The following is a 26,005-nucleotide window of genomic DNA, read 5'->3' as shown; positions in this document are numbered from 1 at the left end:
ATAAAAAATGCCAGCTCAAAAGAGCTGGCATTTTTTATATCTAAACAATTTAACTTAGTAAATTTCTCTACCAGAAAAATGGAATGAACCTTCAATAGCTGCATTCTCATCGCTATCAGAACCGTGTACTGCATTCTCACCAATACTAGTAGCGAACATTTTACGAATAGTACCTTCTGCTGCATCTGCAGGGTTGGTAGCACCTATCAATGCTCTAAAATCTTCAACAGCATTTTCTTTTTCCAAGATTGCCGCTACAATTGTACCGCTAGTCATGAATTCAACTAACTCACCAAAGAAAGGACGCTCTCTATGTACACCATAAAATTCCTGTGCATCTCTTAAGCTCAATTGTGTATATTTCATCGCTACGATTTTAAAACCAGCAGCAGTAATTTTTTCTAAAATAGCCCCAATATGTCCGTTTTTAACGGCATCTGGTTTAATCATTGTAAACGTTCTATTCGTACTCATATCTTAATTTTTGCGCAAAAATACGTTTTTCCACATATCTCACAACTATTCGTAGACTTGTTCTAATTTCTCTAGCACTATTCCGTTATCACCAACTATCTTAAAATCAACCTTTTTAGCCTTAAAATTGAATTCTAAGATTCCGAAACTTTCTGTAAAAACAACTTCCCCTACTCTATATTTATTAGGCTCACCGGTAAAACCTCTATAAGCATGTGTGAGTCCGCTACTGGTAAAATCTATAACCGGATAACTCACACCATCAATATTGGTTTTAGAAAATTCAGAAATATGTCTGTCCCCAGATAATACAATTACACCGTCTGCATTAGAATCTGCTATCATCTTTGCCAGTTTATCTACTTCATGAGGAAAATTACCCCAAGCTTCAAAGCCGTGTTCATTAGATAAATACTGCACACTGCTTACAATAATATTAAAATCAGATTTTGATGTATTCAATTCATTCTCCAACCAATTCCATTGTACTTCTCCCAACATGGTTCCTTCTCCATACTCATTGGGTTTCAATCTTTTTTTGGTTTCGGTATCAGGAGTCAATTTTGTCCTAAAATATCGGGTATCAAGTATTATGATATTAATTGAATGACCATTTACTTCATACTTCTTAGCATTATAAACCCCTTTACGTTTTCTAAGCGGACTATCATCTGGCACATTCATGAAATTTAAAAACTCTTGCTGACTGGCATCTTTGGCTTTAAATTCTACTCCGCCATCGTTTAGACCATAATCATGATCGTCCCAAGTACCTAATATATCTGTACTTTCTTGTAGTTTTTTATATTCGGATTGTTCTTTTTGCATATTGTACATAGTTCTTAAGGCAACCATATCATCCGTATCCGCATAAATATTATCGCCACCCCAAACCCAAACATCCGGTTCCGTATTTAAAACATCATCCCATAAGAGATTTGGTAAATCAACTCTATTACAGGAACCAAAAGCCAGTACAAAATCAGCATTCACAGCATTATCTTCTACTGTTTTTTTGTTGGATGAACACGATGCCAATACGAGGGTGCTCATTAAAAAGTATATTATTTTCATATGAGATAGTTAAGTCTGGGTAAAATTAAGGCTTTCGGTTTAAAGCCTATATTATTAAATTGTATCTTTGCCGCCATGAATTTAGAGCACCTAAACGAGCTGAAAAAGTTACTTTCTTCAACTAAGAAAATAGCAATTATTCCACATAAAAACCCCGACGGAGACGCCATTGGATCAACATTGGCACTTTGGCATTATTTAGTCAATACAGGTCATACGGCCAGCATTGTAGCTCCCAATGATTATCCAAAGTTTTTAAAATGGATGCCAGGTTCAGATAAAATTTTGAATTTCGAAAAAGAAAATTCACAGTCTAAAGCATGCATTAACAATGCTGATATCATATTTACATTAGACTTCAACCATTTAGGCCGTGTAGGTCAAATGAGTGATATTCTAGAATCTGCACAAGCAACTTTTGTAATGGTTGATCACCATCAAGAACCATCAGATTACGCTAAAATCATGTATTCAGATGTAAAAATGAGTTCTACCTGCGAAATGGTCTATGTACTCATTAATCAACTGGGCAACGAAAACAGTATTACTCCTGAAATGGCCAATTGTATCTATACAGGTATCATGACAGATACTGGATCTTTTAAATTTGCAGCTACCACAAGTAATACCCATAGAGTCATTGCCGACCTTATGGACAAAGGTGCTGAAGGTACAGAAATTCACCACCGTATATATGACACCAATTCTCCAAGCAGACTGCATTTACTGGGCTGCGCTTTGAAGAACATGGTGATATTAGAAGAATTTTCAACAGCATACATTACGTTGAGCCAAGATGAACTGGATACCTTTAATTACCAAAAAGGAGACACGGAAGGTTTTGTAAATTATGGTTTAACATTAGACGGTATTAAATTTGCCGTCATATTTATAGAAAACAGAGAAGAAGGTATTTATAAAATATCATTTAGGTCTGTTGGTGAATTTTCTGTAAATGATTTCGCAAGACAACATTTTAGTGGTGGCGGACATACAAATGCAGCAGGTGGAAAAAGTGATGATACTTTAGAAGAGACAATTACCAAATTTACATCGTTACTACCATTATATAAAGATCAATTACAATCATGAGACTAGTTTCATTTTTATTTTTATCCATATTGATATTAGGTTGCGACGGACCAGAACCAAGAAGACCTATTCAGACAAAAAGCGGCAGTTTTTTTAAGGCGTCTATTGAAAGAAGCAGAAAATTATTAGAAGCCGAAGAAAGTAAAATTCAAAAAATTATAGCTTTAGATTCTTTGAAGCACTATTCTCATAGTAGCTCTGGATCATGGTACCACTACCTAACCGTTAATGAAGAAAGTGATTACACGCCTAAAACGGACGATCTAGTTGCATTCAGCTATGACATATTAACTTTAGACAATGACACTATATACGCTCAAGAAGAAATTGGTGTTGTTACCTATAAAGTCGATAAGCAAGAGTTATTCTTAGGACTTAGAGATGCCGTTAAAATGCTAAAAGAAAATGAGCGAGCTACCTTTCTCTTTCCTTCATCCATAGCATTTGGCTACCATGGCGATGAAAATAAAATAGGCAGTAATGTTCCCATAAAATCTACGATTACCATTTTAAAAATAGAAAAACAAGAAGACAACACAGTAAATTAAAATGACCATTATGATTAAAAAAATGTACTTGATTGCAGTAATAGGCTTAGTTTTAGCTAGCTGCAAAACCAGTAAAAGAGCAGATTTAGGAGACGGTTTATTTGCAGACATTAAAACTTCTAAAGGCGATATCATTGTTCGTTTAGAGCAAGAGAAAACTCCTGTTACCGTGGCTAACTTTGTCTCTTTAGCAGAAGGAACAAATACTTTCGTTAGCGAAGAATACAAAGGCAAAAAATACTATGACGGATTAACGTTTCACAGGATTATGAAAGATTTCATGATACAAGGTGGTGATCCTTTAGGTCAAGGAACAGGCAACCCTGGTTATAAATTCATGGATGAATTCAACGACTCTTTGGTTCATGATAAAAAAGGTATTCTTTCAATGGCCAATTCAGGACCAACAACTAACGGTAGTCAGTTTTTCATCACACATAAGGAAACTCCTTGGTTAAACAACAAACACACCGTATTTGGTGAAGTTGTAGAAGGTATGGATGTAGTTGATTCTATTGCAAATGTTGCTGTAGGTGCAGGTAACAAACCTGTAGAACCAGTGATTATGAATACTGTTGAGATTATTAGAAATGGTAAAGAGGCTCGTAAATTTGATGCCGTGCAAATCATGACAGACTATTTTGATGGTGAAGAAGATAGACTTGCTGCTCTTGAAAAAGAGAAAGCCGAAAAATTAGCTGCAGTTCAAAAAATAAAAACTGAGTTTGCTTCTTCTATTGAAGCTCAAAAAGCAAAAGCAAAAACATTGGATTCCGGTCTTAAGGTATTAACCTTAGAAAGTGGTTCTGGTGAAAAGCCAAAAGTAGGCCAGAAAGTAAACGTAATGTATGCTGGTTATTTAATGGACGGTACTTTATTTGATAGCAACTACGAAGAAATTGCCCAGAAATATGGTATGTTCGATATTAAAAGACAACAAGGCGGTGGCTATATGCCAATACCTATGGACTATTCTCCGGAATCTCGTTTAATCGCAGGATTTAGAGAAGGGCTTTTAACAATGAAAGTTGGTGATAAAGTTCGTTTGTTCATTCCTTCTCATTTAGGTTATGGACCACAGGGTGGCGGTCCAATTCCACCAGATGCAGATTTAATATTTGATTTAGAAATTACGGGCTTAGCCCAATAATTATAAGAAATAAAAAAAGCCCTTTAGTTTTCACTAAAGGGCTTTTTTTATACCTGAAATTTTAATTTGTATGCTTCAGAATTTCTAAAAGCAAACTCCAGAACTTCTGAACAGATGATATACTAACCCGTTCATCTGGCGAATGGGCTCCAAGAATGGTCGGTCCAAAACTTACCATATCTACATCAGGATAATTCTGTCCTAAAATACCACATTCCAAACCTGCATGGCAAGCAACTACCCTAGGCTCTTCTTTGAACAAATTAATATAGGTGTCTCTAGCTACAGTTAATATTTCTGAATTAGGATTAGGGTTCCAACCTGGGTAAGCTCCACTAAACTCTACCTTAAAACCACTGATCTCAAAAGCGGAACGTAGAGAATTAGCCAAATCTAACTTTGCGGTATCAACAGACGAGCGCGTTAAGCAACCAATAGATATTTCCCCTTTTTCAACCTTTACAATAGCAATATTGTTAGAAGTCTCTACCAAATCATCAATTGCAGCACTCATAGCATATACGCCGTTGTGTGCAGCATAGACAGCTTTAACCAGTTTTTCTTGAGCACCAAGCCCCATTACCTTTTTGGCTGGTTTTAAATCTTTAAACTCTATTTGTAAATCTGGCTCTTGCACACTTAACTCTGCCTTTATGGCTTTAGAAAGTTCATTTATCTTTTTAAAGAATTCTTCGGCATGCTTTCTACCAACATTTAGTTTACAAACACTTTCCCTAGGTATTGCATTTCTAAGACTACCACCGTTCAATGAACTAATACGAACATTATAATCAAGACCTAAAAAAAGTAATCTATTCATAATCTTATTGGCGTTACCCAAACCTTTATGAATATCCATACCACTATGGCCACCTTTTAAACCTTTTACAGTAATTTCTAAACCGGCATCACCGTGAGTTCCGTCCTTTTCATTGTACGTTCTAGTTGCCGTAACATCAATACCACCTGCACAACCTATATCAATTTCATCATCTTCCTCCGTATCTAAATTCAAAAGAATTTCACCCTGTAAGACCCCTGCTTTCAATTCAAAAGCTCCGGTCATTCCAGTTTCCTCATCAATTGTAAACAAAGCTTCAAGAGCAGGATGCTGTATTTCCGTACTTTCCAAAAGCGCCATTATAGCGGCAACACCCATACCATTATCAGCACCTAAGGTGGTACCCTTTGCTTTCACCCAATCACCATCAACATACATTTCTATACCTTGAGTCTCAAAGTCAAAAACGGTATCTGCATTTTTTTGATGTACCATATCTAAATGACTCTGCAGCGTTATCATTTTTTTATCTTCCATACCTTTAGTGGCAGGCTTCCTTATGATAACATTACCTATTTCATCAGAGAAAGTTTCTAGACCAAGAGCATTGCCAAACTCCAACATAAAGCTAATGACCCTTTCCTCTTTTTTAGAAGGTCTGGGCACCGCATTCAATCTAGAAAAATTCTTCCAAACTGAGATTGGCTCTAATTTATTTATATCCATACTATTATTTTCATGGTTAGTGCCTGCAAAAATACTGATAGAAAAAGGATTTCGCTATTTTTGAGATAATGAAGATATCTTTAAAGAATGCCATTGTAATTTCATTGATTCCCCAAATCATTATTGTAAAATGGCTAGGTACGCGGTCAGACTTAGTTGAAAAATACTATAGTAACGGATTATATCCTATAATTTCTAAATTCTTTAGACTACTATTGGGATGGATACCCTTTTCAGTAGGTGATATTATTTACTTCGTATTAATAGTACTTGCACTCCTGTACCTAATTAAAAACAGAAAATACATTTGGCGAAATAAACTGAAATTTTTACAAAATGTAGCCATGGTACTGTCCGTCGCTTATTTCACATTTCATGTGATGTGGGGTTTAAATTATTATAGGGAACCGCTAGCTAAAAAACTGGAATTAACACCTAATAAAGATTATCAAGACTTACTTGAATTCACAGAACGGTTAATTCAAAAAACGAACGAAACACAGGTAACTATCACAAACGACTCAAGTTTAGCAGTCAAAATTCCGTATTCTCAAAAGGAGATTTTCAACAAAACAATTCAAGGTTACGACCATTTAAAAACGATACATCCATTTTTAGCTTACGATAGACCAAGCATTAAAAAATCATTATTCAGTACCGGCTTAACATATATGGGCTACGCCGGATATTTAAATCCGTTTACCAACGAAGCTCAAGTAAACGATTTACTGCCCAACTTTAGATTTCCCTTTGTTGCAGGTCATGAAGTTGGTCACCAGTTGGGATATTCCGCAGAAAACGAAACAAACTTTATAGGTTATTTGGTTACATCTAATAACGAAGATGACTATTTTAAATATGCAGCTTATGCCTATGGCTTAGGCTATTGTCTAAATGATATTAGAAGGTCAGACAAAAAAGATTTCGACAGATTAATGCTTCAGCTAAACGCCGGTGTTAAAAGCAACTTTCAAGAAATGGCTATTTTTTGGAACTCTTATGAAAACCCTATGGAACCCGTATTTAAATCTGTTTTTGATACGTTCCTAAAAGCTAATAATCAAAAAGAAGGAATTAAAAGTTATAGCGCTGTAGTACTCTTTTTAGTAGCCTATCACAAAGATCATCCACTTTAAAATAGGTTTAGAACTTCGCGATCCTAAAGCGATATATTAGTCTTTCCTTTAATATTTTAAGAAAATAATGGCTATTCTCAATTACTGCCAATTCAATTGTTAAAGAAAAGTGAAACAGACCGAATTTACTGTAGAATCCGAGTATTTTTAAAACACTAATTCAAACCAAACATAATGAAAAAACTATTTTTTGCGCTATGCCTACTCGGGTATGGCTCATTATTAACTGCACAAGATTATTTCCCAGAAAACGCTGGGGTAAAAGTCAACAATAACAACTACACGGCTTTTACGAATGCAAAAATCTTTGTAACCCCTACCCAAGTAATTGAAAAGGGAACATTATTAATTCAACACGGTAAAGTAGTTAGCGCTTCAAGTTCCGTTAGCATTCCAAAAAATGCTGTTGTTATCGATTTAGATGGAAAATCTATTTACCCTTCCTTCATTGATGTGTATTCTAAGTTTGGAGTAGAACAAGCAAAGAAAAAACCAGGCAGAGGCAGATCTACTCAATATGAACCTTCTAGAGAGGGCTATTACTGGAACGACCATATCATGCCCGAAAACAAAGCAATTGAGAAATTCACTTATAATGACAAGGAAGCCAAAATACTTCGTGAAGCTGGTTTTGGTGTCGTTAACTCTCACATTCAAGATGGTATTGCCAGAGGTACCGGTGTGCTTATTGCTCTAAATGGAAACGGAACTAATGCAAACAGAATTTTAGATGACCGTTCTGCACAGTATTTTTCTTTAAGCAGAAGTATTGCCAAAGGGCAATCTTATCCTGGTTCATTAATGGGAACATTGGCGCTGTTGAGACAAATGTATAGTGATGCCGACTGGTATGCTAAAGGCAATGCGTCTACTACGGACCTTTCTTTAGAAGCACTTAATGAAAATAAAAGTTTGGTTCAAATTTTTGAAGCAAAAGATAAATCCCATGATTTACGTGCCGATAAAATTGGAGATGCCAATGATATACAATACACCATTTTAGGTGGCGGTAATGAATTTGAGCGCATTGAAGAAATAAAAGCTACCAATGCAAAATATATATTACCACTTAACTTTCCAGACGCCTACGATGTTTCTAATCCGTTTGCCGTAGGGTATGTTTCTTTACAAGATATGCGTTATTGGAACCAAGCTCCTTCTAACCCAAAGGTATTGGCAGAAAACGGAATTCAGTTTTCACTGACTACCCATGATTTAAAATCACCCGCTAAATTTAAAGCGAAGTTGATTAAAGCCATTGAATACGGACTTTCCTCTACCAAAGCATTAGAAGCTTTAACTACCGTACCTGCGCAAATATTAGGGAAATCGAACGAAATAGGTTCTTTAAAAACAGGTGCTCTTGCCAACTTCTTAATTACTTCAGGTGATGTTTTTGATAAATCTACTACACTATACGAAAACTGGGTTCAAGGCACAAAAAGTGTTGTTAATTCAATGGATTCAAAAGACATTCGTGGAGATTACAACTTAACCGTTCAAGGAAAATCTTATGATGTTTCTATAACAGGAGAAATCTCTAAACCTAAAATCGAGGTAAAACAAGACACTTCAAAATTGTCTTCTAAAATAGCATATAATGACAATTGGGTAACTATGTCATTTGCGACAGATAAAGGTGAAAAAACATATAGAATGATAGGTGCAGTTACTAAAGCATCGGACAATCTAACTGGTCGTTTGGTATTACCTGATGGTACAGAGTCGCAATTCACGGCAACCAAATCCAAATCTTTCACAGAAAAAGAAGCTGAGAAAAAAGACAAGGACAAAACAATAAAAGTAATGCCGGTTACCTTCCCTAATGTAGGGTATGGATTCGCATCAAAACCAAAAGCACAAAACACACTGTTCAAAAATGCTACGGTATGGACAAGTGAAGATGCTGGTATCTTAGAAAATACCGATGTTCTTGTTAAAAACGGAAAAATTGTCAAAATAGGAAAAGATTTAAACGCTGGTGGCGCAACAGTTATTGATGCTACAGGCAAACATTTAACTGCTGGTATCATTGACGAACATAGTCATATTGCAGCTTTAGCCGTAAACGAAGCTGGTCAAAACAGTTCTGCCGAAGTAAAAATGGAAGATGTGGTAGACCCAGAACATATGGGTATTTATCGCTCTCTTGCAGGTGGTGTTACATCTCTACAATTACTACATGGTTCTGCAAACCCAATTGGTGGTAGATCTGCCATATTGAAATTAAAATGGGGCGAAGAAGCAGACGGATTAATATATGACAACTCACCTAAGTTCATCAAATTCGCACTTGGTGAAAATGTAAAGCAAAGTAACTGGGGCAGCTTCTCTCGTTTCCCACAAACACGTATGGGTGTTGAACAGTTATACATGAACTATTTTCAAAGGGCAAAAGAGTATGACACCAAAAAGAAAAATAGTGAGCCTTACCGTTATGATGAGGAAATGGAAGTATTGGCTGAAATCATAAACGGAGAACGTTTTATTTCTTGTCACTCTTATGTGCAAAGCGAGATCAATATGATGATGAAAGTTGCTGAACACTTTGGCTTCAGAATTAATACGTTCACTCATATCTTGGAAGGGTATAAAGTAGCCGATAAAATGGCGGAACATGGTGTTGGTGCCGGTACGTTTAGTGACTGGTGGGCATACAAATTCGAAGTAAACGACGCTATACCTTACAATGCTGCTATCATGCAACAGCAAGGTGTTGTTACGGCAATTAATAGTGATGACCGCGAAATGATCAGAAGATTAAATCAAGAAGCTGCAAAAACTATTAAGTATGGTGGCATGACAGAATTAGAAGCTTGGAAAATGGTTACTATTAATCCTGCTAAGCTTTTACATCTAGATAATCGTGTAGGTAGTATTAAAGAAGGTAAAGATGCAGATTTGGTATTATGGTCTGGTAGTCCACTATCTATTTATACGAAAGCAGAAAAAACAATGATCGAAGGTGTTACTTATTTTGATTTAGAAACGGACAAGAAAAACCGTGAGAAAATCAAAAAAGAAAGAAATGAGTTGGTTACCATGATGCTTAAAGAGAAAAGTAGTGGTAAAAAAACTCAAGGTCCTAAACAGAGTGTAAAAAGAGACTTCACTTGTGAAAGCCTTTAAATCAACAAACTGCATTTCTTAAAATATAAAACAATACAAATGAAAAAATTTATAACCATAATCATAGCCTTAGCGCTGGTCCTACCAGCTTTGGCACAACAAACACCCGGTTCTAAACAAACCGAAGCTATTACTATTGAAGGTGCCACCGCGCATTTAGGTAACGGAGAAGTTATTGAAAGCTCACTTATCATGTTTGAAGATGGTAAAATTACTTTCGTAGGCGACTCTAAAATGAGAATTGCCAGAAAAGGTAAAGTAATAGATGCCACGGGAAAACATGTTTACCCAGGCTTCATTGCCCCTGCAAAAACTTTAGGTCTTGTTGAAATTGATGCCGTAAGAGCATCTAAGGATGAAGATGAGATAGGAGATTTCATACCACATGTTAGAAGTTTAATCGCGTATAATGCAGAATCAAAAGTGGTAGAAAGCATGCGACCTAATGGAATTTTGATCGGACAAATTGCACCGTCTGGTGGCAGAATCTCAGGTACATCAAGTATTGTACAGTTTGACGCTTGGAACTGGGAAGATGCCGCTATTAAAGTAGATGATGGGATTCATTTAAACTGGCCAAGTACTTTTAAGCAAGGTCGTTGGTGGGCTGGCGAAGATCCAGGCTATCACCCAAACAAAGATTATGCAGAACAAACAGAAGCAGTTGCTACATTTTTAAAGAATGCTGCCGCTTATGGAAAATCGACACCAAAAGAAGTAAACCCAGCTTACGCAGCAATGCAAGGAGTATTTGATGGCAGCCAAAAATTATATGTGCATGCCGATGATGAAAAGCAAATTATCGATGCAATCAACACTTTAAAGTCTAATGGCGCCAAAGAAGTCGTATTAATTGGTGGTTATCATGCCTATAAAATTCCTGAGTTTTTAAAGAGCAATAACATTCCCGTTTTGGTTCAGTACACACACAACTTACCTGTATTTGATGATGATGATTATGATCTACCTTATAAATTACCTAAGTTGTTGGTAGATGCGGGTTTATTAGTAGGAATACAAAATTCAGATGCGGTGAACTTTCAAACTAGAAATTTACCTTTCTATGCAGGTCAAGCAGCACAGCAAGGTTTGGACAAAGAAATAGCCGTTCAATTATTAACAGGTAATACTGCCAAGATTTTAGGTATAGATGATCTTTATGGAACATTAGAGAATGGCAAAAGTGCCACACTTTTCATATCTGAAGGTGATGCTTTAGAAATGGCCGGAAATCAATTAACACATGTTTTTATTGATGGTAGAACAGTTTCATTAGAAACACACCAAACTGAGCTTTGGAAACGCTATATGGGCAAGTACGAAGGAGAATAGTGATTTTTATAAGTTGATATATCAAAAGAGGCTGTCAACAATTGTAGACAGCCTCTTTTTTATTTACGAAAATGTTATAATTATTTCTTACCAAGCATATATCCTAGATATGCCATTGGCATATAAGCCACAATAATATCCAAAGCGGTAAACCACATTGGTCCGCCTAACATAGTAATATTTGCAGTACCACCAATTAGAAAAAACAAGCCAATAATCAAAGCCATTACCATTTTTCTGGTTGCCGCAATTTTAGTTGCGACGATGGCACCTACTAAAGTTCCCAAAGCATGGGCAAGAAAAGGAAAAATAAAATGCTTGGGTTCAAATAAATGCATTGTGGACTTCAACCCTTCCATTGTTGTTACATCACCACCCTCAGGTGGCGGAATTATGGAACCACTAATCATAATAATTCCCATATTTACAATACTACCAACAACTACTCCGGCTATGACCGCCAAAATATTCTTAACTACTGGATTCATATAGAAAAATTTAATTGATTACTATCTGGTTCTTACAAATGGTACAACCTCCCCTACCTCATAATCATTACTTCTTGGTTCTAGGCAAACAAAACCATCAGCTTTTGCTAAACTTGTTAAATCTCCCGATCCATTTTCGACTACGGGCGTTGCCCAAGATATACCATCTTTTATTTCAGTACCCACCTGAATAAACCGGGTTAACGGCTGTGTTATTTTAATTGCTACACTTAGCTTAATATACGAATTTTCTAATGGCACTCCCCAAGAGACCTGCAACCATGGTAAAAAATAGAGATGATAATTGGCAAATGTAGAAACCGGATTTCCTGGAAAAGAAAAAATAACCGTTTTCAATTTTGAGTGAATTCCAAACCAAAATGGCTTACCTGGTCTTTGCAATACTCTATGAAAAACTTTCTCCACACCCAATGATTCCATTACTTCCGGGATAAAATCAAACTTTCCTTTTGAAACTCCGCCACTTAACAAAAGCACATCGTTTTCAGTTAATGCTTTTTCCAATTCATTTTTAATAATTGCTTTATCATCCAATAAATGAAGGGAACTCGCTTCAATTTTAGAATTCATTAATGCTGCTTCAATTGTTAGCATATTAGATTTTCTAATTTGATGTGGCTTTGGAATATCCCTTACCTCTACCAATTCATTACCAGTAGCAATAGTGCAAATTTTAGGATTACCCATAACCTCAACCGTAGCTTTCCCAACCGTAGCCATCACTCCGATTTCCGCTGGAGTAATTTTTTTTCCTTTTGATAATAGAAGCGTACCAGCCTTTTCATCACTACCTTGATAATGTATATTCTGACCTCTTTTGACCTTCTCGTTAATTGTAACCTTGTTATCTACAATAGTGATGTGTTCATACATAACAACAGTATCACAATTTTCAGGCACTACAGCACCCGTCATCACTTCCAAACAATTACTTTTATCTTTTAAAATTTGTTGAACTTCACCGGCGGCAGCAATTCCTTCAACAACAAAAGAATGACCATTATTTGTAAAATCTGAGAACTGAAGTGCAATACCATCCTTGGTTGCCCGATCAAATGGAGGGAAATCCCTATCAGCAAAAATATCTTCAGCCAATATTCTATTTAAACTATTTAAAAGTGAAACATTCTCCGTTCCCAAATCAAGAGGATGGTCTAACACTTTCTGATATGCTTCTTTAAATGTAATCATAGAATTAAAGGTAAAACTATTACAAACTATAGCCTTGAAGAATTGTAGCTAATTATTTTAAACTTCTAAAATAACCCGAGTCCATTTACCAACAAGACTCTAATACCCACTACAAACACCAACAAAGCTGTAACCCTTTTAATACCGTTTGCCGAAAGTTTTTTAAGACTGATGCGAATACCTAACTGTCCGCCAAGAAGAACGGCTACAACCAAGCAAATAGTTTCTAGCCATGGTAATGACAATGAATTACTGGTTATCAACCCAAATAACCCAGATACAGAATTTACCAAAATGAAGAAACTTGCTAGAGCGGCTATTTTGATGGCTTTATTCCATCGTAAATGATTTAAAATCGGAGCAAGAAAAATTCCTCCACCAATCCCTACTAATCCAGACAAGAACCCAATTCCCGCTCCCAATACATAACTTAAATAATTAGGATAATCTTCAACCTCTTTTTTAGATTGGTTTATATTAAAGGTCTGAACTGCCAAGAACAATGCTGATAGAATAAGAGAACATCCCAAAATCATAAAAAATACACTCTCTTTTAAACGAAATGTAGCTCCTATATATGCCAACGGAATACTTGCCAAAACAAAGGGTAAAAAATCTTTCCACTTTGCATGACCATTTTTAAAATACAGATACGTACTACCGGAAACAACTACTAAATTACAAACCAATGCAATTGATCTAATCTCAAAAAAACTAGTTAGAAAAAGCGTTAACAAAGCCAAATAGCTAGAGCCACCACCAAAACCTACAGAAGAATAAAGTGTAGCAATGATAAAAAAACCAATGCATAGTATAATTAGATGCTCAATTGGTATCAACATAATTTTTCATCTGGTTCATACCACCCGTAACATTAACAAAGTCTTTACCCGGAAATAATTCTTGCAATTTTACTATTGCTTTTTTGCTACGAATACCAGACTGGCAAATTACATAAACCGTTTTCTCTAAATTAACCTCAGCGACCCTATCAGTTAATGAACCCAATGGTATATGCTTGGCTTCTTTTAAATGTTGCCTCTGAAACTCTTTATCGGTTCGCACATCAATAAGTTCAATTGAGTTACTTGAAAGTAATTTTTGAAGTTCACTAGCCTCAACTGATTTTAGCGGAAATTCACAATCAAACTCGTAGCTAGGAGCTAACGTTTTAATCTTATTGTTACCAGATTGCAATTGAAATTTCATTCGTTGCATACGCTGGCTAAGTGTACCAAACAGTAATAAAACACCTGATAACACCTCGCCTATTTCAGCAATAACCTTTACCACTTCTAAAGCTTGTAGATTACCTATGATACCTGGCAAAATACCTAGCACACCATTTTCATTACAATTAGGTACTGCATCTGCCGACGGCATGGTTGGGAACAAACAACGATATGTTGGCCCGCCTTTGTAATTAAAAACACTTACCTGCCCTTCAAAAGCGTGTAGTGCCCCATATACAAATGGTTTGTTGGCTATTACACAAGCATCATTAATCAAATACCTAGTGGGGAAATTATCTGTAGCATCTACAACTATATCATAATCTTTAATAATATCAAGTGCGTTGGCGGTTGTTAAATAAGACTTGTAAATCTCAATATTGGTTGTAGAATTCTGAGCTGACAACTGTTTCTTTATCGCTTCAACTTTGGGAGTGCCTACCATAGTCTCAGTAAATAAAACTTGACGATGAAGATTAGATAACGAAACTACATCGGCATCTACAATACCCAAAGTACCAACACCCATAGCGTTCAAATAGGTTAAGACAGGAATTCCTAATCCGCCAGCACCTACTACAAGCACTTTTGCCTGACTTAATTTTTGTTGACCTTCAGTTCCAAATCCGTCTAAAGTTATTTGTCTTAGGTAACGTTCCTCGTTCATGGTGCTATTTTTAGTAGCGCTTCTTCATACTCTGCTCTAGAATTAGCATTGAGCAATACCTCTTTCTCTTTTGGAAACACCAAGTTGACATCTGAATTTATCAAAAATTTTCTAGGGCAAGAACCATTACCCGCTTCTAAATATGCAACGGACTTTTGTAAAGCTTCAGGTTCCCAAATAGCACAAAGTGGCTCTGGTAAAGGATCATCAGCATCGGCAAAAGCACTTGCTATTTTATCTGAGTTTCTTGCTGCTATTAATTCTTGAAGTGCCTTTTTATCCATTAACGGTAAATCGCACGCCAAAACAAGCCAAGCAACTTCAGGATGAGCTTTATGTGCAGATAGCAATCCATTATATGGTCCACGAAATTCATCATTATCCACTATAGTTTTAAATGAATCTGAAATTTCTTTCTCTTGATCTTTACGAATACTCAGAAAAGTTTGGTCACAGACTTCATTTAACAAATGGTATAAATGTTCACGTTGCGGAAGATTATGATACGTAATTAAACCCTTATCCTCTCCCATTCTAGTGCTTTTTCCACCTGAAAGCACTAAACCGTATATCTTATCTTTGGAAATCATTCTTTCCTCCTGTTTTTTGTTCTAATTGAATTGCACCAATGACAATATCTTGCGAAAGTGCCTTACACATATCATAAATAGTTAAGGCAGCTATAGAAACACCGGTTAAGGCTTCCATTTCCACTCCTGTTTTTTCATTGCACTTTACAGTGCAAATAATCTGAAACGAATCTAATGCCGGTTCAATTTCAACATTAATTTTAGACAGATTTATTTGATGGCATAAGGGTATTAATTCCGATGTTTTCTTTACACCTTGTATTCCAGCAATAACAGCTGTTTGTACAATACTTCCTTTTTTGCCTACAAAATCTTGATCTGATAATGATTTAAAAACTTCCTTTGGAAATTTTATAGTACCACTAGCAATTGCGGTACGTACTGAAGCTGTTTTTTGAGAAACGTCTACCATAGTAGCATTCCCAGATTCATCTATATGTGATAATTTCTTTTGCATTATCCTCCTATTGAAGTCATTGAATTACTAAATACATCTATATATTTTTCTTGTGCTTCAAAACCAGTTTTAGCACGACTGCCTACAGCCTTTAAAATTTCTTTTTTGATATTTTCTTCCACGTCATCAGCTCTCATAATATCTCTTAAATTCGCACTTGCTTTAGCATACAAACAAGTGATAACATCACCGATTGCTGAAATTCTTAACCGATTACAACTACCACAAAAAGTTCTACTAAAAGAAGGAATAACCCCGAACGTGCCTTTATAACCAGGAATCTTATAATTAATTGAAGTCGATGTTTTTGGTGATTCTAATTTATAATAATCTGGGTGCTCACTTCTAATATGTTCAAGTATGGTCTTAAAATCCCATTTTATAGTTTGAAATTCTTTTGACCCACCATTAAAAGGCATTTCTTCCAAATACCGAACTGATACATTGTAATGCTTTGTTAGCTCTAGCATAGGTAGAATATCATCTGTATTTTGACCATCTAAAGCAATGAAATTAATACGGACATTAAATCCTTCGGTTATTAAGCGAATCATATTATTATACACCACATCATAATGATCCCGACGTGTAATACGCTCAAAAGTCTCACGATTAATGGCATCCATACTCACATTAATATTCTTAATGCCCAGTTCTTTCAACTCATCAATATACGGACCAATTAAAGTCGCATTGGTAGTAACAGATATATCATTAAGTCCCTCTAACTTTGATAAGCTTCTTAGCAATACCATTAAATCTTTACGTACAAAAGGTTCGCCACCAGTAATACGTATTTTGTCTATACCTTGAGAAACCACAATCTCACTCAATTTCACCAACTCATCAATGGTAAACAATTTGTCATTTTTAGCAAAATTGATTCCCTCCTCTGGCATGCAATAATTACAACGAAGATTGCAACGATCTGTAACCGCCAATCTCAAGTAATTAATTGCTCTATTATGGTTGTCTACTAACATATTTATAATACAAGTTCAAGTGCAAGTTCAAAAAACAAATACAAATTCAAAAATCAAACACAAACACAAGTTCAAGTTCAAATTCAAAAATCAAGTTCAAACTCAACTTCCTCTATTTTCTTTACTCTATTTTCTATAATCTAGCTCCTCTTCTCTATTTTCTCACCTCTAGCTTCTCTCTTCTCCAAAAATCACGGATGAGCCGAAACCCACACGGTCTTATTCTTAAATTTCTCTTTCTTCCAGATAGGAACAGTTTCTTTAAGAGTATCGATCAGATATCTACAGGCTTCAAAACACGCATCTCTATGTGCAGATGATGCACCTACAACCACAACGGGTTCTTCAACACCCTTTTCACCAACCGCATGTCTCATAACCACTTTATTCAATGACCATTTCTCTAGAGCGCTGTCAGCAATTTTCTCCATTTCTTTAAGCGCCATAGTTTTATAAGTTTCAAACTCCAAAGCAACTACTTCTTCGTTATTTGTAAACTCACGTACAGCACCTACAAAAACACAGATTCCACCGCTATTGGCATCGCTTAATTCAGCATACACCTTAGCCGTATCAATTTCATCGACTATCTCAATTACTTTCTTCATTAGCCTCCGCTTACTGGTGGTATAATGGCAATTTCTTCATTACCAATTAATGTTACATTATCATCCGCATATTCACTATTTACAGCTACAGCCAATGAATTTAATTTTGAAAATTCAGGATAAGAATCAATCAGTTGTTTTTTAAGTTCGGCAACATTTACAGGCTTAAATTCATCAGAAAAATTAATTTCAGAGCTACCTACGATATCTTTTGTTATACCAAAAAAAAGTACATTCATATCCCATTAGAATTAGATAAATTCCAAGTTAGGTATAAAAAATAAGGTGCCATAAAAATGGCACCTATTTTAAAAAAATTATATGATTTTGAGAAACTCCTTACTCCACAATTACAGCATTCTCAGGTTTAGAATAAAAGCCGTTTGGCTTAGCCTCTGTAGATAACGTAGCATTTTCAAAGTTTACGGTTTTAGCCGGTCCTTTAACTTCACCTTCTTCAACTTTATGCCATGTAATTGATTTTGGCAATAAAACGGCATCAACCTTTACCCAATCATTATAATTGATCCAATTAATTTTCTTAGATGGCTCACCACTAAAATACGTCATCGTATAACCCAACCATCTCATTTCAAAAGTCTCTGCATCATAATGAATATAGTATTCGTCTGTAGAAGAAGCCCCTACTCCACTATTATAAGAAATTTTATAACCCGGGTATGAAACCCCCTCATATACCAAAGCATCAACTTCTTCATATTTTATTCCGTCATCAGACAATACAAATGGCATTGCGTAGAAGTAAAACATTAAATTGTGATAGAACTTTGGCTTACCTTCATAGTCACCTGTGTTATCTAAAAGCCAAACTTCAGCACCATCATAACCAATTGTGTATGCTGGAGTAGAAATTTTATCAAATCTTTTATGAAGATCAATAGTCTGTAATTCGTTGAACTTTTCGTTAGGCATTTCAAAATTCAACGTTTTGTATCCCTTCCAAGCATTTAATCCGCCATGAGCTTCAAATACTTTATTCAATTCCGCAGGATATTTATCTAAATTCACTTGTGTTACAACTTCTTCAGCAGCTTCTGTAATGGTTTCTTTTTTAGGAGCTTCTTTACATGAAAATATTGCCAAGGCTAAAACTAAAAGGTAAAATTTATTCATAATGTTAATTGATTATTTATTGTTTTTTGAAATCCGTTAGTCGAGAAACTACAAGAGACTTACTAAATTGAACTATTTTTGTATTTCATGCAAGCAACAAAACACATAAGTAGCGCCCAAAACCCACTGATAAAGAAGATTTTACTATTAAAGGAAAAATCTAGGGAGCGCAAAAAAACAGGTCTTTTTGTCTTAGAAGGGCTGCGCGAATTGCAGATTGCAAGCAATGCAGGGTATGGTATAGATACCATTCTATACTGCGAAACCATTTTAGAAAACACAGCTATAATACAGTCCTTCAGCAGTGATCAACTCATATCCGTAACACTAGATGTTTACAAGAAATTAGCTTACAGAGACACTACGGAAGGCATCATTGCTATTGCGAAGAGTAAAGACCACGAGCTCTCGTCTTTAAAATTCAAGACTAAAAATCCGCTAGTGCTGATCGCAGAAGCACCTGAAAAACCAGGCAATATAGGAGCACTACTGAGAACGGCAGACGCTGCAAATTTAGATGCCGTCTTAATTGCCAATCCAAAAACCGATTTATACAATCCGAATATTATAAGATCAAGTGTGGGTTGTATTTTTTCAAGGAATGTTAAAATAGGCAGTACGACAGAAATTATATCCTTTTTAAAAAAAGAAGGATTTCAGATATTTTGCGCTGCACTATCTGCATCCAAAGATTATACGACGGTTGATTATAAAGAACCCACAGCAATAGTAGTAGGAACCGAACATTCTGGACTAAGTGAAGAATGGCTTACGAACAGCACACAGAACATTATTATACCAATGGAAGGTGAGATAGATTCCATGAACGTTTCGGTCTCTGCGGCAATACTTATCTTTGAAGCCAAACGTCAGCGAAAAATAAACCAATAAAACATATACTTTTTATAGTACCGTTTTCGTTTGCAACAACACTATATGGATAATACATTCGTCTTTTATTGTATCCTTTTCATTTTGATATCGGAGTTTATACTTGCTACGGTGATGAATTACTTAAACGCACAGCGATTTAAAGACCCTATACCAGAGGATTTAAGTGATGTTTATAATACAGAGGAATATGAAAAATCTCAAGCCTACAAACTCACCAATTATAAATTTGGTGTTTTTACATCAGTTTTTTCATTGTTATTGATTCTAACCTTTTTATTGTTTGGCGGATTTGCCTATGTGGATAACATTGCACAAAACCAGAGCGATAACATTATCATAGAAGCATTGGTTTTTTTCGGTATTATTATGATCGGAAGCGATATTATTAACATTCCTTTTTCTTACTACCAAACATTTGTAATCGAAGAAAGATTTGGTTTTAATAAAACAACGATATCGACTTTCTTTTTAGATAAATTAAAACAATGGGCAATGACCATAATTGTAGGTGGAGGAATTCTATCTTTGGTCATTTGGTTTTTTCAATGGGCAGGCACCAACTTTTGGCTGTATACGTGGGCATTAGTTGCAGCATTCACGCTGTTCATGAATGTGTTTTACAGCAAACTAATTGTACCATTGTTTAATAAGCAAGAACCTTTGGAAGCTGGTAGTTTAAAAGAAAAAATTGAAAACTACGCCGCACACGTAGGTTTTGATCTACAAAATATATTTGTGATTAACGGATCTAAACGATCCACAAAAGCCAACGCGTATTTTTCAGGATTTGGTAAGGAAAAGCGAGTAACCTTATATGACACTTTAATTAATGATTTAGAAGAGGAAGAGATTGTAGCCGTATTGGCACATGAAATAGGTCATTATAAACGAAAGCACATCATATATAATCTAGCGACTTCAATTCTGCTTACAGGATTAATGCTATTGTTACTCTCATTATTTATTAATAACCCAGAAGTTTCTTTGGCAATTGGTGTAGACAGACCTAGTTTTCACGCAGCCTTAATAGGTTTTGGAATATTATATAGTCCCATTTCAGAAATAACGGGCTTGCTAATGAATCATTTTTCAAGAAAATTTGAGTATCAGGCAGATGACTATGCTAAAGACACATACGCAGCCTTACCATTGGTCACTTCTTTGAAAAAGCTATCAAAAAACAGTCTTAGCAACTTAACTCCACACCCAGCATATGTATTTATGCACTATTCTCACCCACCGTTAATCGATCGCATACGTAATTTAAAGGCATAATTTTTGTTGTGCATCATATAAGATTATCTTATTTTTAATCTAGTATGACACAGGCAGCGATAGAAGAGGAAAATAAGCTTATAGCTCAAGAGTACAAAGAGTTACTCCGAATTAGTTATCAAACATTGACAGATGATGATAAAAAACTAATACGAAGCGCTTTTGAGGTAGCTGTTGATGCGCACAAAACGCAACGAAGAAAATCTGGTGAAGCTTATATTTTTCATCCGATAGCAGTAGCAAAAATAGTAGCTTCTGAAATTGGACTTGATGCCGTTTCCATAGCCTCTGCCCTATTACATGATGTAGTTGAGGACACCGAGTATACTTTAGACGACATTGACCGTATGTTCGGTGAAACCGTAGCGCGTATTGTTGACGGACTCACAAAAATATCGCATTTAAAGAAAGACATGAATATCTCTCAACAAGCAGAGAATTTCAGAAAAATGCTCTTGACCTTAAATGATGATGTGCGTGTAATTATCATTAAGATTGCCGATCGATATCACAACATGCTCACCATGGATTCTATGCCAGAGCACAAGCAAGTAAAGATTGCATCAGAAACATTGTATATCTATGCTCCTCTTGCCCATAGAATTGGTCTATACAACATTAAAACAGAATTAGAAGATTTAAGTTTAAAATATACAGAGCCAGAAGTTTACAACTCTATTAAAGATAAAATAGAAGATAGTAAAGAAGACCAACAAGCTTATATTGATGCATTTTCTGGCACAATTGACAATTCACTAAAAAAAGAAGGTCTTAATTACATTATAAAAGGGAGGATGAAGTCTATCTTCTCTATGCGCAAAAAGATGATTGCCCAAAATGTCACTTTTGAGGAAATCTATGACAAATTCGCAATTCGAATTATTTATAAATCCGACTTACAGAACGAGAAATTTCTTGCTTGGAAAATATATTCGATAGTTACCGATCACTTTACCCCTAACCCAGTGAGGTTAAGAGATTGGATATCTTCGCCTAAATCTACCGGTTACGAAGCACTGCATATTACCGTTATGGGACCAAAAGGTAAATGGGTAGAAGTGCAAATCAGAAGTGAACGCATGCACGAAATAGCTGAAAAAGGGTATGCTGCGCATTTCAAATACAAACACGGCGATCAAAAAGAACAAGGTATAGAGGTGTGGTTAAACAAACTACAAGAAGCATTAGAAAACGCAAATACCAATGCTGTTGATTTTGTAGAAGAATTTAAGCTGAACCTATATTCAAAAGAAATATTTGTTTTTACCCCAAAAGGAGAATTAAGGTCTTTGCCCAAAGGTGCAACACCACTAGATTTTTCTTTTAACATACATACAGAAGTTGGTATGCGTACCAGAGGCGCTAAAGTCAATGGTAAATTAGTTCCTTTGAACACCACACTTTCAAGCGGAGATCAAGTGGAGATTATTACATCTGATCAAGCAAAACCAAATCAAAATTGGTTAGACTATGCTACTACAGCTAGAGCTAGGGCAAAAATTAAATCTGTTTTAAGGGAAGAGAAAAAAGCAGTTGCTGAAGATGGAAAAGAGATTTTACGTAGAAAATTAAAATCTCAAAAAATTTCGCTCAATGAAGACTCCATCAATAAAATGGTTTCTTTCTTTAAATTAAAAACAAGTCTAGACTTATTTTACAGAGTTGGTATTGGTTCTATTGACAATACCATGATCAAAGATTTTGCATCTTCCTACAATAATGCGTTTATAAGTTTCTTTAAGAACAGAATGCGCAAAACGCCAGTACCAGAAGACATCAACAAAGATGAAATTACATCTAAGTACGACATGTTGGTTTTTGGTAAGGAAGAAGAAAAGTTAGAATACAAACTTTCACAATGTTGTAATCCAATACCAGGTGACGAAGTGTTTGGTTTTGTAAGTGTTTCTGAAGGAATTAAGGTTCACAAAAAAAACTGCCCAAATGCGATTTCATTACAGTCTAACTATGCCTACCGTATTATCAGTGCAAAATGGATAGATTCATCGCAACAAGAATATCAAGCAGATATTGTATTGACCGGTATTGACAATTTAGGACTAGTTAGTGACATTACAGAAGTTATATCTGATATTATGCACGTAAATATGCGTAATTTGAACTTCAGCACCGATGGCGGTACATTTAAAGGTAAGATTACCGTGGTGGTCAAAAACAAGGCTGTATTGAAAAAGCTGACAGATAATCTTATGAACATCAACGGTATTGATAAAGTTACCCGTATTTAGAAAAAGGAAATTAAAATTTAACTGTACCTTTGTGTATTAATGTAGTAAATATGTCTTCTGATAAAAATCAAGAAATAGTAAAAAACGTCTTCACCGCCTTTTTAGAGGATAAAGGACATAGAAAAACCCCTGAACGCTACGCCATACTTCAAGAAATTTACGAAAGTGACGAGCATTTTGATATAGAATCCCTCTATATTAAAATGAAGAATAAAAACTATCGCGTAAGTAGGGCAACTCTTTATAACACCATAGAACTACTTTTAGATTGTAAATTGGTACGTAAGCACCAGTTCGGCAAAAATCAGGCACAATACGAAAAATCTTATTTTGACCGTCAGCATGACCATGTTATACTAACGGATACAGGTGAGGTAATGGAATTTTGCGACCCAAGAATACAGTCTATAAAGAAAACGATAGAAGAGGTTTTCGATATTACGATAAACACACACTCCCTTTATTTTTACGGGACTAAAAATACTCCTGCTAAAAATGCAGGCAAAAAAGAAATTAAATAAAACTAACCAAGTATATAATATTTAGATGGCAGTAGATTTATTGTTAGGCCTACAATGGGGTGACGAAGGAAAAGGAAAAATCGTTGATGTATTAACTAGAGATTACGACATTATTGCACGTTTTCAAGGCGGTCCAAATGCTGGTCACACCTTAGAATTTGACGGCATTAAACACGTTCTTAGAACTATTCCTTCAGGAATTTTTCATAAAAAAGCAATGAATGTAATTGGTAACGGTGTTGTTATCGATCCAGTTGTTTTTGTAAAAGAACTAGAAGGCTTAGACCAGTTCAACATAGACTACAAGGCTAAACTTATTATCTCTAGAAAAGCACATTTAATATTACCAACGCACCGTTTATTAGATGCCGCATCCGAAGCATCTAAAGGAAAAGCAAAAATTGGTTCTACACTAAAAGGTATTGGTCCAACGTATATGGACAAGACCGGTAGAAACGGTATGCGTATTGGAGATTTAGAATTAGATTCTTGGAAAGAAAAGTACCGTCATTTAGCAGACAAACATGAAGCAATGATCAGCTTCTATGATGTTGATGTACAGTATGACTTAGAAGAAATGGAAGTAGAGTTTTTTGATGCCGTAGAGCGTTTAAAAGAATTAACTTTCATTGATAGTGAAGAGTATTTGAACGAAGCTATTAAAGCAGGTAAAACTATACTAGCAGAAGGCGCTCAAGGATCTTTATTAGATATCGATTTTGGAACATACCCATTTGTTACTTCATCTAATACAACGGCAGCAGGTGCTTGTACAGGATTAGGTATTGCTCCAAATAAAGTAAAAGAAGTATTTGGTATTTTCAAAGCATATACAACACGTGTAGGTTCCGGTCCTTTCCCAACAGAATTATTTGATGAAGTTGGTGCAGAAATGGCTAAAGTAGGTCATGAGTTTGGTGCGGTAACCGGTAGACCACGTCGTTGTGGTTGGTTAGATCTTGTGGCATTAAAATATGCTTGTCAAGTTAACGGTGTTACACAATTAAACATGATGAAAGGTGATGTACTTTCTGGGTTTGATAGCCTGCAAGTATGTACTGCCTATAAGTATAAGGGTAAGACCATAACTCATTTCCCATATAACATAGAACCAGAAAATGTAACTCCTGTTTATACTGAGTTCCCATGTTGGAAAGAAGATTTAACCAAAATGACTTCAGCTAACCAATTGCCGAAAGAACTTAACGAGTATATCGATTTCCTTGAAAAAGAATTAGAAGTGCCGATCAAGATTGTTTCTGTAGGTCCAGATAGAACACAGACAATATTGAGATAGACATTAAGCGACCAGAATAGGTTATTCAACTTTCAAGAATGGCGATATAGGGAAATACCTTTATCGCCATTCTTTTTTTTTGTATTTTCAAGTTTGTGTAAAATGTACATTTTTATAATTCAGCAACAACTTAACTACAACTCAAAAAATGAAAATAACCACCTATGCTACCTTCCTTTTTTTTCTTGTTTTAGCGACAGCTTGTAAAACAGAAAAAAAAGATAAGGTAGAAAAACAAACCGTTACCGACCAAGAAAAAAATAACGAATGGATAACTCTTTTCGACGGCACTACCACCAAAGGTTGGCGCGCATATAACGGTAAAGAACTACCACCGGGTTGGATTGCCAAAGATGGAGAACTACAGTTTGATACCGATTTAGGTATGGAGCAAGATTACACCGGCGGCACAGATATTATTTATGGCGCGGAAGAATTTGACAATTTTGAGCTCTATGTAGAATGGAAATTGCCAAAAGGTGGAAACAGCGGTATTTTCTACCACTTGAAAGAAGGTTATGATAGTCCACCAGAAGTTTCACCTGAGTATCAATTGATCGATGATGAAAATTATGCAAGCATTCACGATATTACAGATTACAATATAAGTTTAGGCTACACCGAAAAGCCAGAGGAATTAAAGCCACTTCAGCAAACCGCCTCTGATTATGCCATGCATGCCGCTAATCCAGAAGGTAAAATACTGCATCCGGTGGGGCAATGGAATACCACTAGAATCATTTTCACGCCTGAACAAGTAGAACACTGGTTAAACGGTAAGAAGGTGGTTTCTTTTGTACCGTGGGATGAAGCTTGGTACGAGAAGAAGAAATCGGATAAATGGAAGAACAGTGAAGACTACGGCAAATTTAAAACTGGCTATATTGGTTTTCAAGATCATTCTAGCCCTATTTGGTTCAGAAATATAAAAATCAAAAAACTTTAACCACCACACC

The 26,005-nt window shown here is 35.6% G+C and carries 25 protein-coding genes; 12 read left to right on the top strand and 13 right to left on the bottom strand.

Translation table 11 applies throughout. The features are described 5' to 3' along the window. Window positions 1–54: 54 nt before the first annotated feature. Together P177_RS07210 and P177_RS07205 are read right to left on the bottom strand one after the other, a co-directional pair. On the bottom strand, window positions 55–474 hold the full coding sequence (locus P177_RS07210) for a nucleoside-diphosphate kinase (protein WP_036153417.1): 420 nt from the start codon (window positions 472–474) through the stop codon (window positions 55–57). A 45-nt stretch (window positions 475–519) separates the two neighbouring features. After that, window positions 520–1,548 carry an alkaline phosphatase D family protein gene (locus P177_RS07205; RefSeq protein WP_036153414.1) on the bottom strand — a complete coding sequence of 343 codons (1,029 nt, stop codon included), beginning with the start codon at window positions 1,546–1,548 and terminating at the stop codon, window positions 520–522. A 75-nt stretch (window positions 1,549–1,623) separates the two neighbouring features. On the opposite strand from P177_RS07205, the gene P177_RS07200 reads away from it, so the two are divergent. Genes P177_RS07200 through P177_RS07190 form a run of 3 tightly spaced genes read left to right on the top strand, consistent with a single transcriptional unit; the run spans window position 1,624 to window position 4,338 of the window. Beyond that, window positions 1,624–2,640, top strand: a complete 1,017-nt coding sequence (locus P177_RS07200; protein ID WP_036153411.1) for a DHH family phosphoesterase — start codon at window positions 1,624–1,626, stop codon at window positions 2,638–2,640. Further along, complete coding sequence (gldI, locus tag P177_RS07195; RefSeq protein WP_036153409.1) at window positions 2,637–3,188, top strand: gliding motility-associated peptidyl-prolyl isomerase GldI; 552 nt, start codon at window positions 2,637–2,639, stop codon at window positions 3,186–3,188. Before P177_RS07200 ends, gldI begins: the two co-directional genes overlap by 4 nt. Before the next feature lie 10 nt (window positions 3,189–3,198). Next, on the top strand, window positions 3,199–4,338 hold the full coding sequence (locus tag P177_RS07190) for a peptidylprolyl isomerase (RefSeq protein ID WP_157486484.1): 1,140 nt from the start codon (window positions 3,199–3,201) through the stop codon (window positions 4,336–4,338). 61 nt (window positions 4,339–4,399) lie between these two features. On the opposite strand, the gene P177_RS07185 is transcribed toward P177_RS07190, so the two are convergent. Then, entirely contained in the window at window positions 4,400–5,845 is a 1,446-nt protein-coding gene (locus P177_RS07185) for an aminoacyl-histidine dipeptidase (RefSeq protein WP_036153407.1), read from the bottom strand. A gap of 68 nt (window positions 5,846–5,913) precedes the next feature. On the opposite strand from P177_RS07185, the gene P177_RS07180 reads away from it, so the two are divergent. From P177_RS07180 to P177_RS07170, 3 genes are all read left to right on the top strand, one after another. Continuing rightward, window positions 5,914–6,981, top strand: a complete 1,068-nt coding sequence (locus tag P177_RS07180) for a DUF3810 domain-containing protein (RefSeq protein ID WP_036153404.1) — start codon at window positions 5,914–5,916, stop codon at window positions 6,979–6,981. Between the two features lie 174 nt (window positions 6,982–7,155). Then, on the top strand, window positions 7,156–10,110 hold the full coding sequence (locus tag P177_RS07175) for an amidohydrolase family protein (RefSeq protein WP_036153403.1): 2,955 nt from the start codon (window positions 7,156–7,158) through the stop codon (window positions 10,108–10,110). Between the two features lie 39 nt (window positions 10,111–10,149). Continuing rightward, entirely contained in the window at window positions 10,150–11,442 is a 1,293-nt protein-coding gene (locus P177_RS07170; RefSeq protein ID WP_036153401.1) for an amidohydrolase family protein, read from the top strand. 80 nt (window positions 11,443–11,522) lie between these two features. Here the strand turns inward: P177_RS07170 and P177_RS07165 are convergent, their stop codons facing one another. The 10 genes from P177_RS07165 to P177_RS07120 all read right to left on the bottom strand — a co-directional run bounded on the left by P177_RS07165 (window position 11,523) and on the right by P177_RS07120 (window position 18,813). Continuing rightward, on the bottom strand, window positions 11,523–11,930 hold the full coding sequence (locus P177_RS07165; protein ID WP_036153399.1) for a hypothetical protein: 408 nt from the start codon (window positions 11,928–11,930) through the stop codon (window positions 11,523–11,525). Window positions 11,931–11,951: 21 nt separating this feature from the next. Next, window positions 11,952–13,142, bottom strand: a complete 1,191-nt coding sequence (locus tag P177_RS07160) for a molybdopterin molybdotransferase MoeA (protein WP_036153397.1) — start codon at window positions 13,140–13,142, stop codon at window positions 11,952–11,954. Window positions 13,143–13,207: 65 nt separating this feature from the next. Next, window positions 13,208–13,984 (bottom strand): sulfite exporter TauE/SafE family protein, encoded by a 777-nt coding sequence (locus tag P177_RS07155; protein WP_036153395.1) that lies wholly within the window; start codon window positions 13,982–13,984, stop codon window positions 13,208–13,210. After that, window positions 13,968–15,041, bottom strand: coding sequence for a HesA/MoeB/ThiF family protein (locus tag P177_RS07150; RefSeq protein ID WP_036153392.1), 1,074 nt, complete (start codon window positions 15,039–15,041; stop codon window positions 13,968–13,970). Before P177_RS07150 ends, P177_RS07155 begins: the two co-directional genes overlap by 17 nt. Further along, on the bottom strand, window positions 15,038–15,631 hold the full coding sequence (locus P177_RS07145; protein ID WP_036153389.1) for an NTP transferase domain-containing protein: 594 nt from the start codon (window positions 15,629–15,631) through the stop codon (window positions 15,038–15,040). Before P177_RS07145 ends, P177_RS07150 begins: the two co-directional genes overlap by 4 nt. Continuing rightward, window positions 15,615–16,088 carry a cyclic pyranopterin monophosphate synthase MoaC gene (moaC, locus tag P177_RS07140; protein WP_036153387.1) on the bottom strand — a complete coding sequence of 158 codons (474 nt, stop codon included), beginning with the start codon at window positions 16,086–16,088 and terminating at the stop codon, window positions 15,615–15,617. Before moaC ends, P177_RS07145 begins: the two co-directional genes overlap by 17 nt. Then, window positions 16,088–17,071 (bottom strand): GTP 3',8-cyclase MoaA, encoded by a 984-nt coding sequence (moaA, locus tag P177_RS07135; protein ID WP_084684647.1) that lies wholly within the window; start codon window positions 17,069–17,071, stop codon window positions 16,088–16,090. The genes moaC and moaA overlap by 1 nt, the downstream gene beginning before the upstream one ends. A 191-nt stretch (window positions 17,072–17,262) precedes the next feature. Beyond that, a complete protein-coding gene (locus P177_RS07130; protein WP_036153382.1) occupies window positions 17,263–17,679 on the bottom strand; it encodes a molybdenum cofactor biosynthesis protein MoaE in 417 nt (138 codons plus the stop codon). Then, on the bottom strand, window positions 17,679–17,918 hold the full coding sequence (locus P177_RS07125) for a MoaD/ThiS family protein (RefSeq protein WP_036153379.1): 240 nt from the start codon (window positions 17,916–17,918) through the stop codon (window positions 17,679–17,681). Before P177_RS07125 ends, P177_RS07130 begins: the two co-directional genes overlap by 1 nt. Window positions 17,919–18,018: 100 nt before the next feature. Beyond that, window positions 18,019–18,813 (bottom strand): DUF6503 family protein, encoded by a 795-nt coding sequence (locus tag P177_RS07120; protein ID WP_036153377.1) that lies wholly within the window; start codon window positions 18,811–18,813, stop codon window positions 18,019–18,021. Between the two features lie 87 nt (window positions 18,814–18,900). Here P177_RS07120 and P177_RS07115 point away from each other — a divergent pair, with 87 nt between their 5' ends. The 6 genes from P177_RS07115 to P177_RS07090 all read left to right on the top strand — a co-directional run bounded on the left by P177_RS07115 (window position 18,901) and on the right by P177_RS07090 (window position 25,995). Next, entirely contained in the window at window positions 18,901–19,704 is an 804-nt protein-coding gene (locus tag P177_RS07115; protein WP_036153375.1) for a TrmH family RNA methyltransferase, read from the top strand. Window positions 19,705–19,749: 45 nt separating this feature from the next. Then, window positions 19,750–20,982 carry a M48 family metallopeptidase gene (locus tag P177_RS07110; RefSeq protein ID WP_036153372.1) on the top strand — a complete coding sequence of 411 codons (1,233 nt, stop codon included), beginning with the start codon at window positions 19,750–19,752 and terminating at the stop codon, window positions 20,980–20,982. Window positions 20,983–21,026: 44 nt separating this feature from the next. Beyond that, on the top strand, window positions 21,027–23,231 hold the full coding sequence (locus tag P177_RS07105) for a RelA/SpoT family protein (protein ID WP_036153370.1): 2,205 nt from the start codon (window positions 21,027–21,029) through the stop codon (window positions 23,229–23,231). A 50-nt stretch (window positions 23,232–23,281) separates the two neighbouring features. Then, a complete protein-coding gene (locus tag P177_RS07100) occupies window positions 23,282–23,752 on the top strand; it encodes a Fur family transcriptional regulator (RefSeq protein ID WP_036153368.1) in 471 nt (156 codons plus the stop codon). Between the two features lie 25 nt (window positions 23,753–23,777). Then, window positions 23,778–25,049, top strand: coding sequence for an adenylosuccinate synthase (locus P177_RS07095; RefSeq protein WP_036153366.1), 1,272 nt, complete (start codon window positions 23,778–23,780; stop codon window positions 25,047–25,049). Window positions 25,050–25,197: 148 nt separating this feature from the next. Further along, window positions 25,198–25,995, top strand: a complete 798-nt coding sequence (locus tag P177_RS07090; RefSeq protein WP_036153364.1) for a 3-keto-disaccharide hydrolase — start codon at window positions 25,198–25,200, stop codon at window positions 25,993–25,995. The last annotated feature ends 10 nt before the right edge of the window (window positions 25,996–26,005 follow it).

Source organism: Maribacter forsetii DSM 18668, assembly GCF_000744105.1.
Lineage (GTDB): Bacteria > Bacteroidota > Bacteroidia > Flavobacteriales > Flavobacteriaceae > Maribacter > Maribacter forsetii.
The sequence above is the reverse complement of the archived record's forward strand: the minus strand, read 5'-3'. Positions and strand labels throughout refer to the sequence as shown.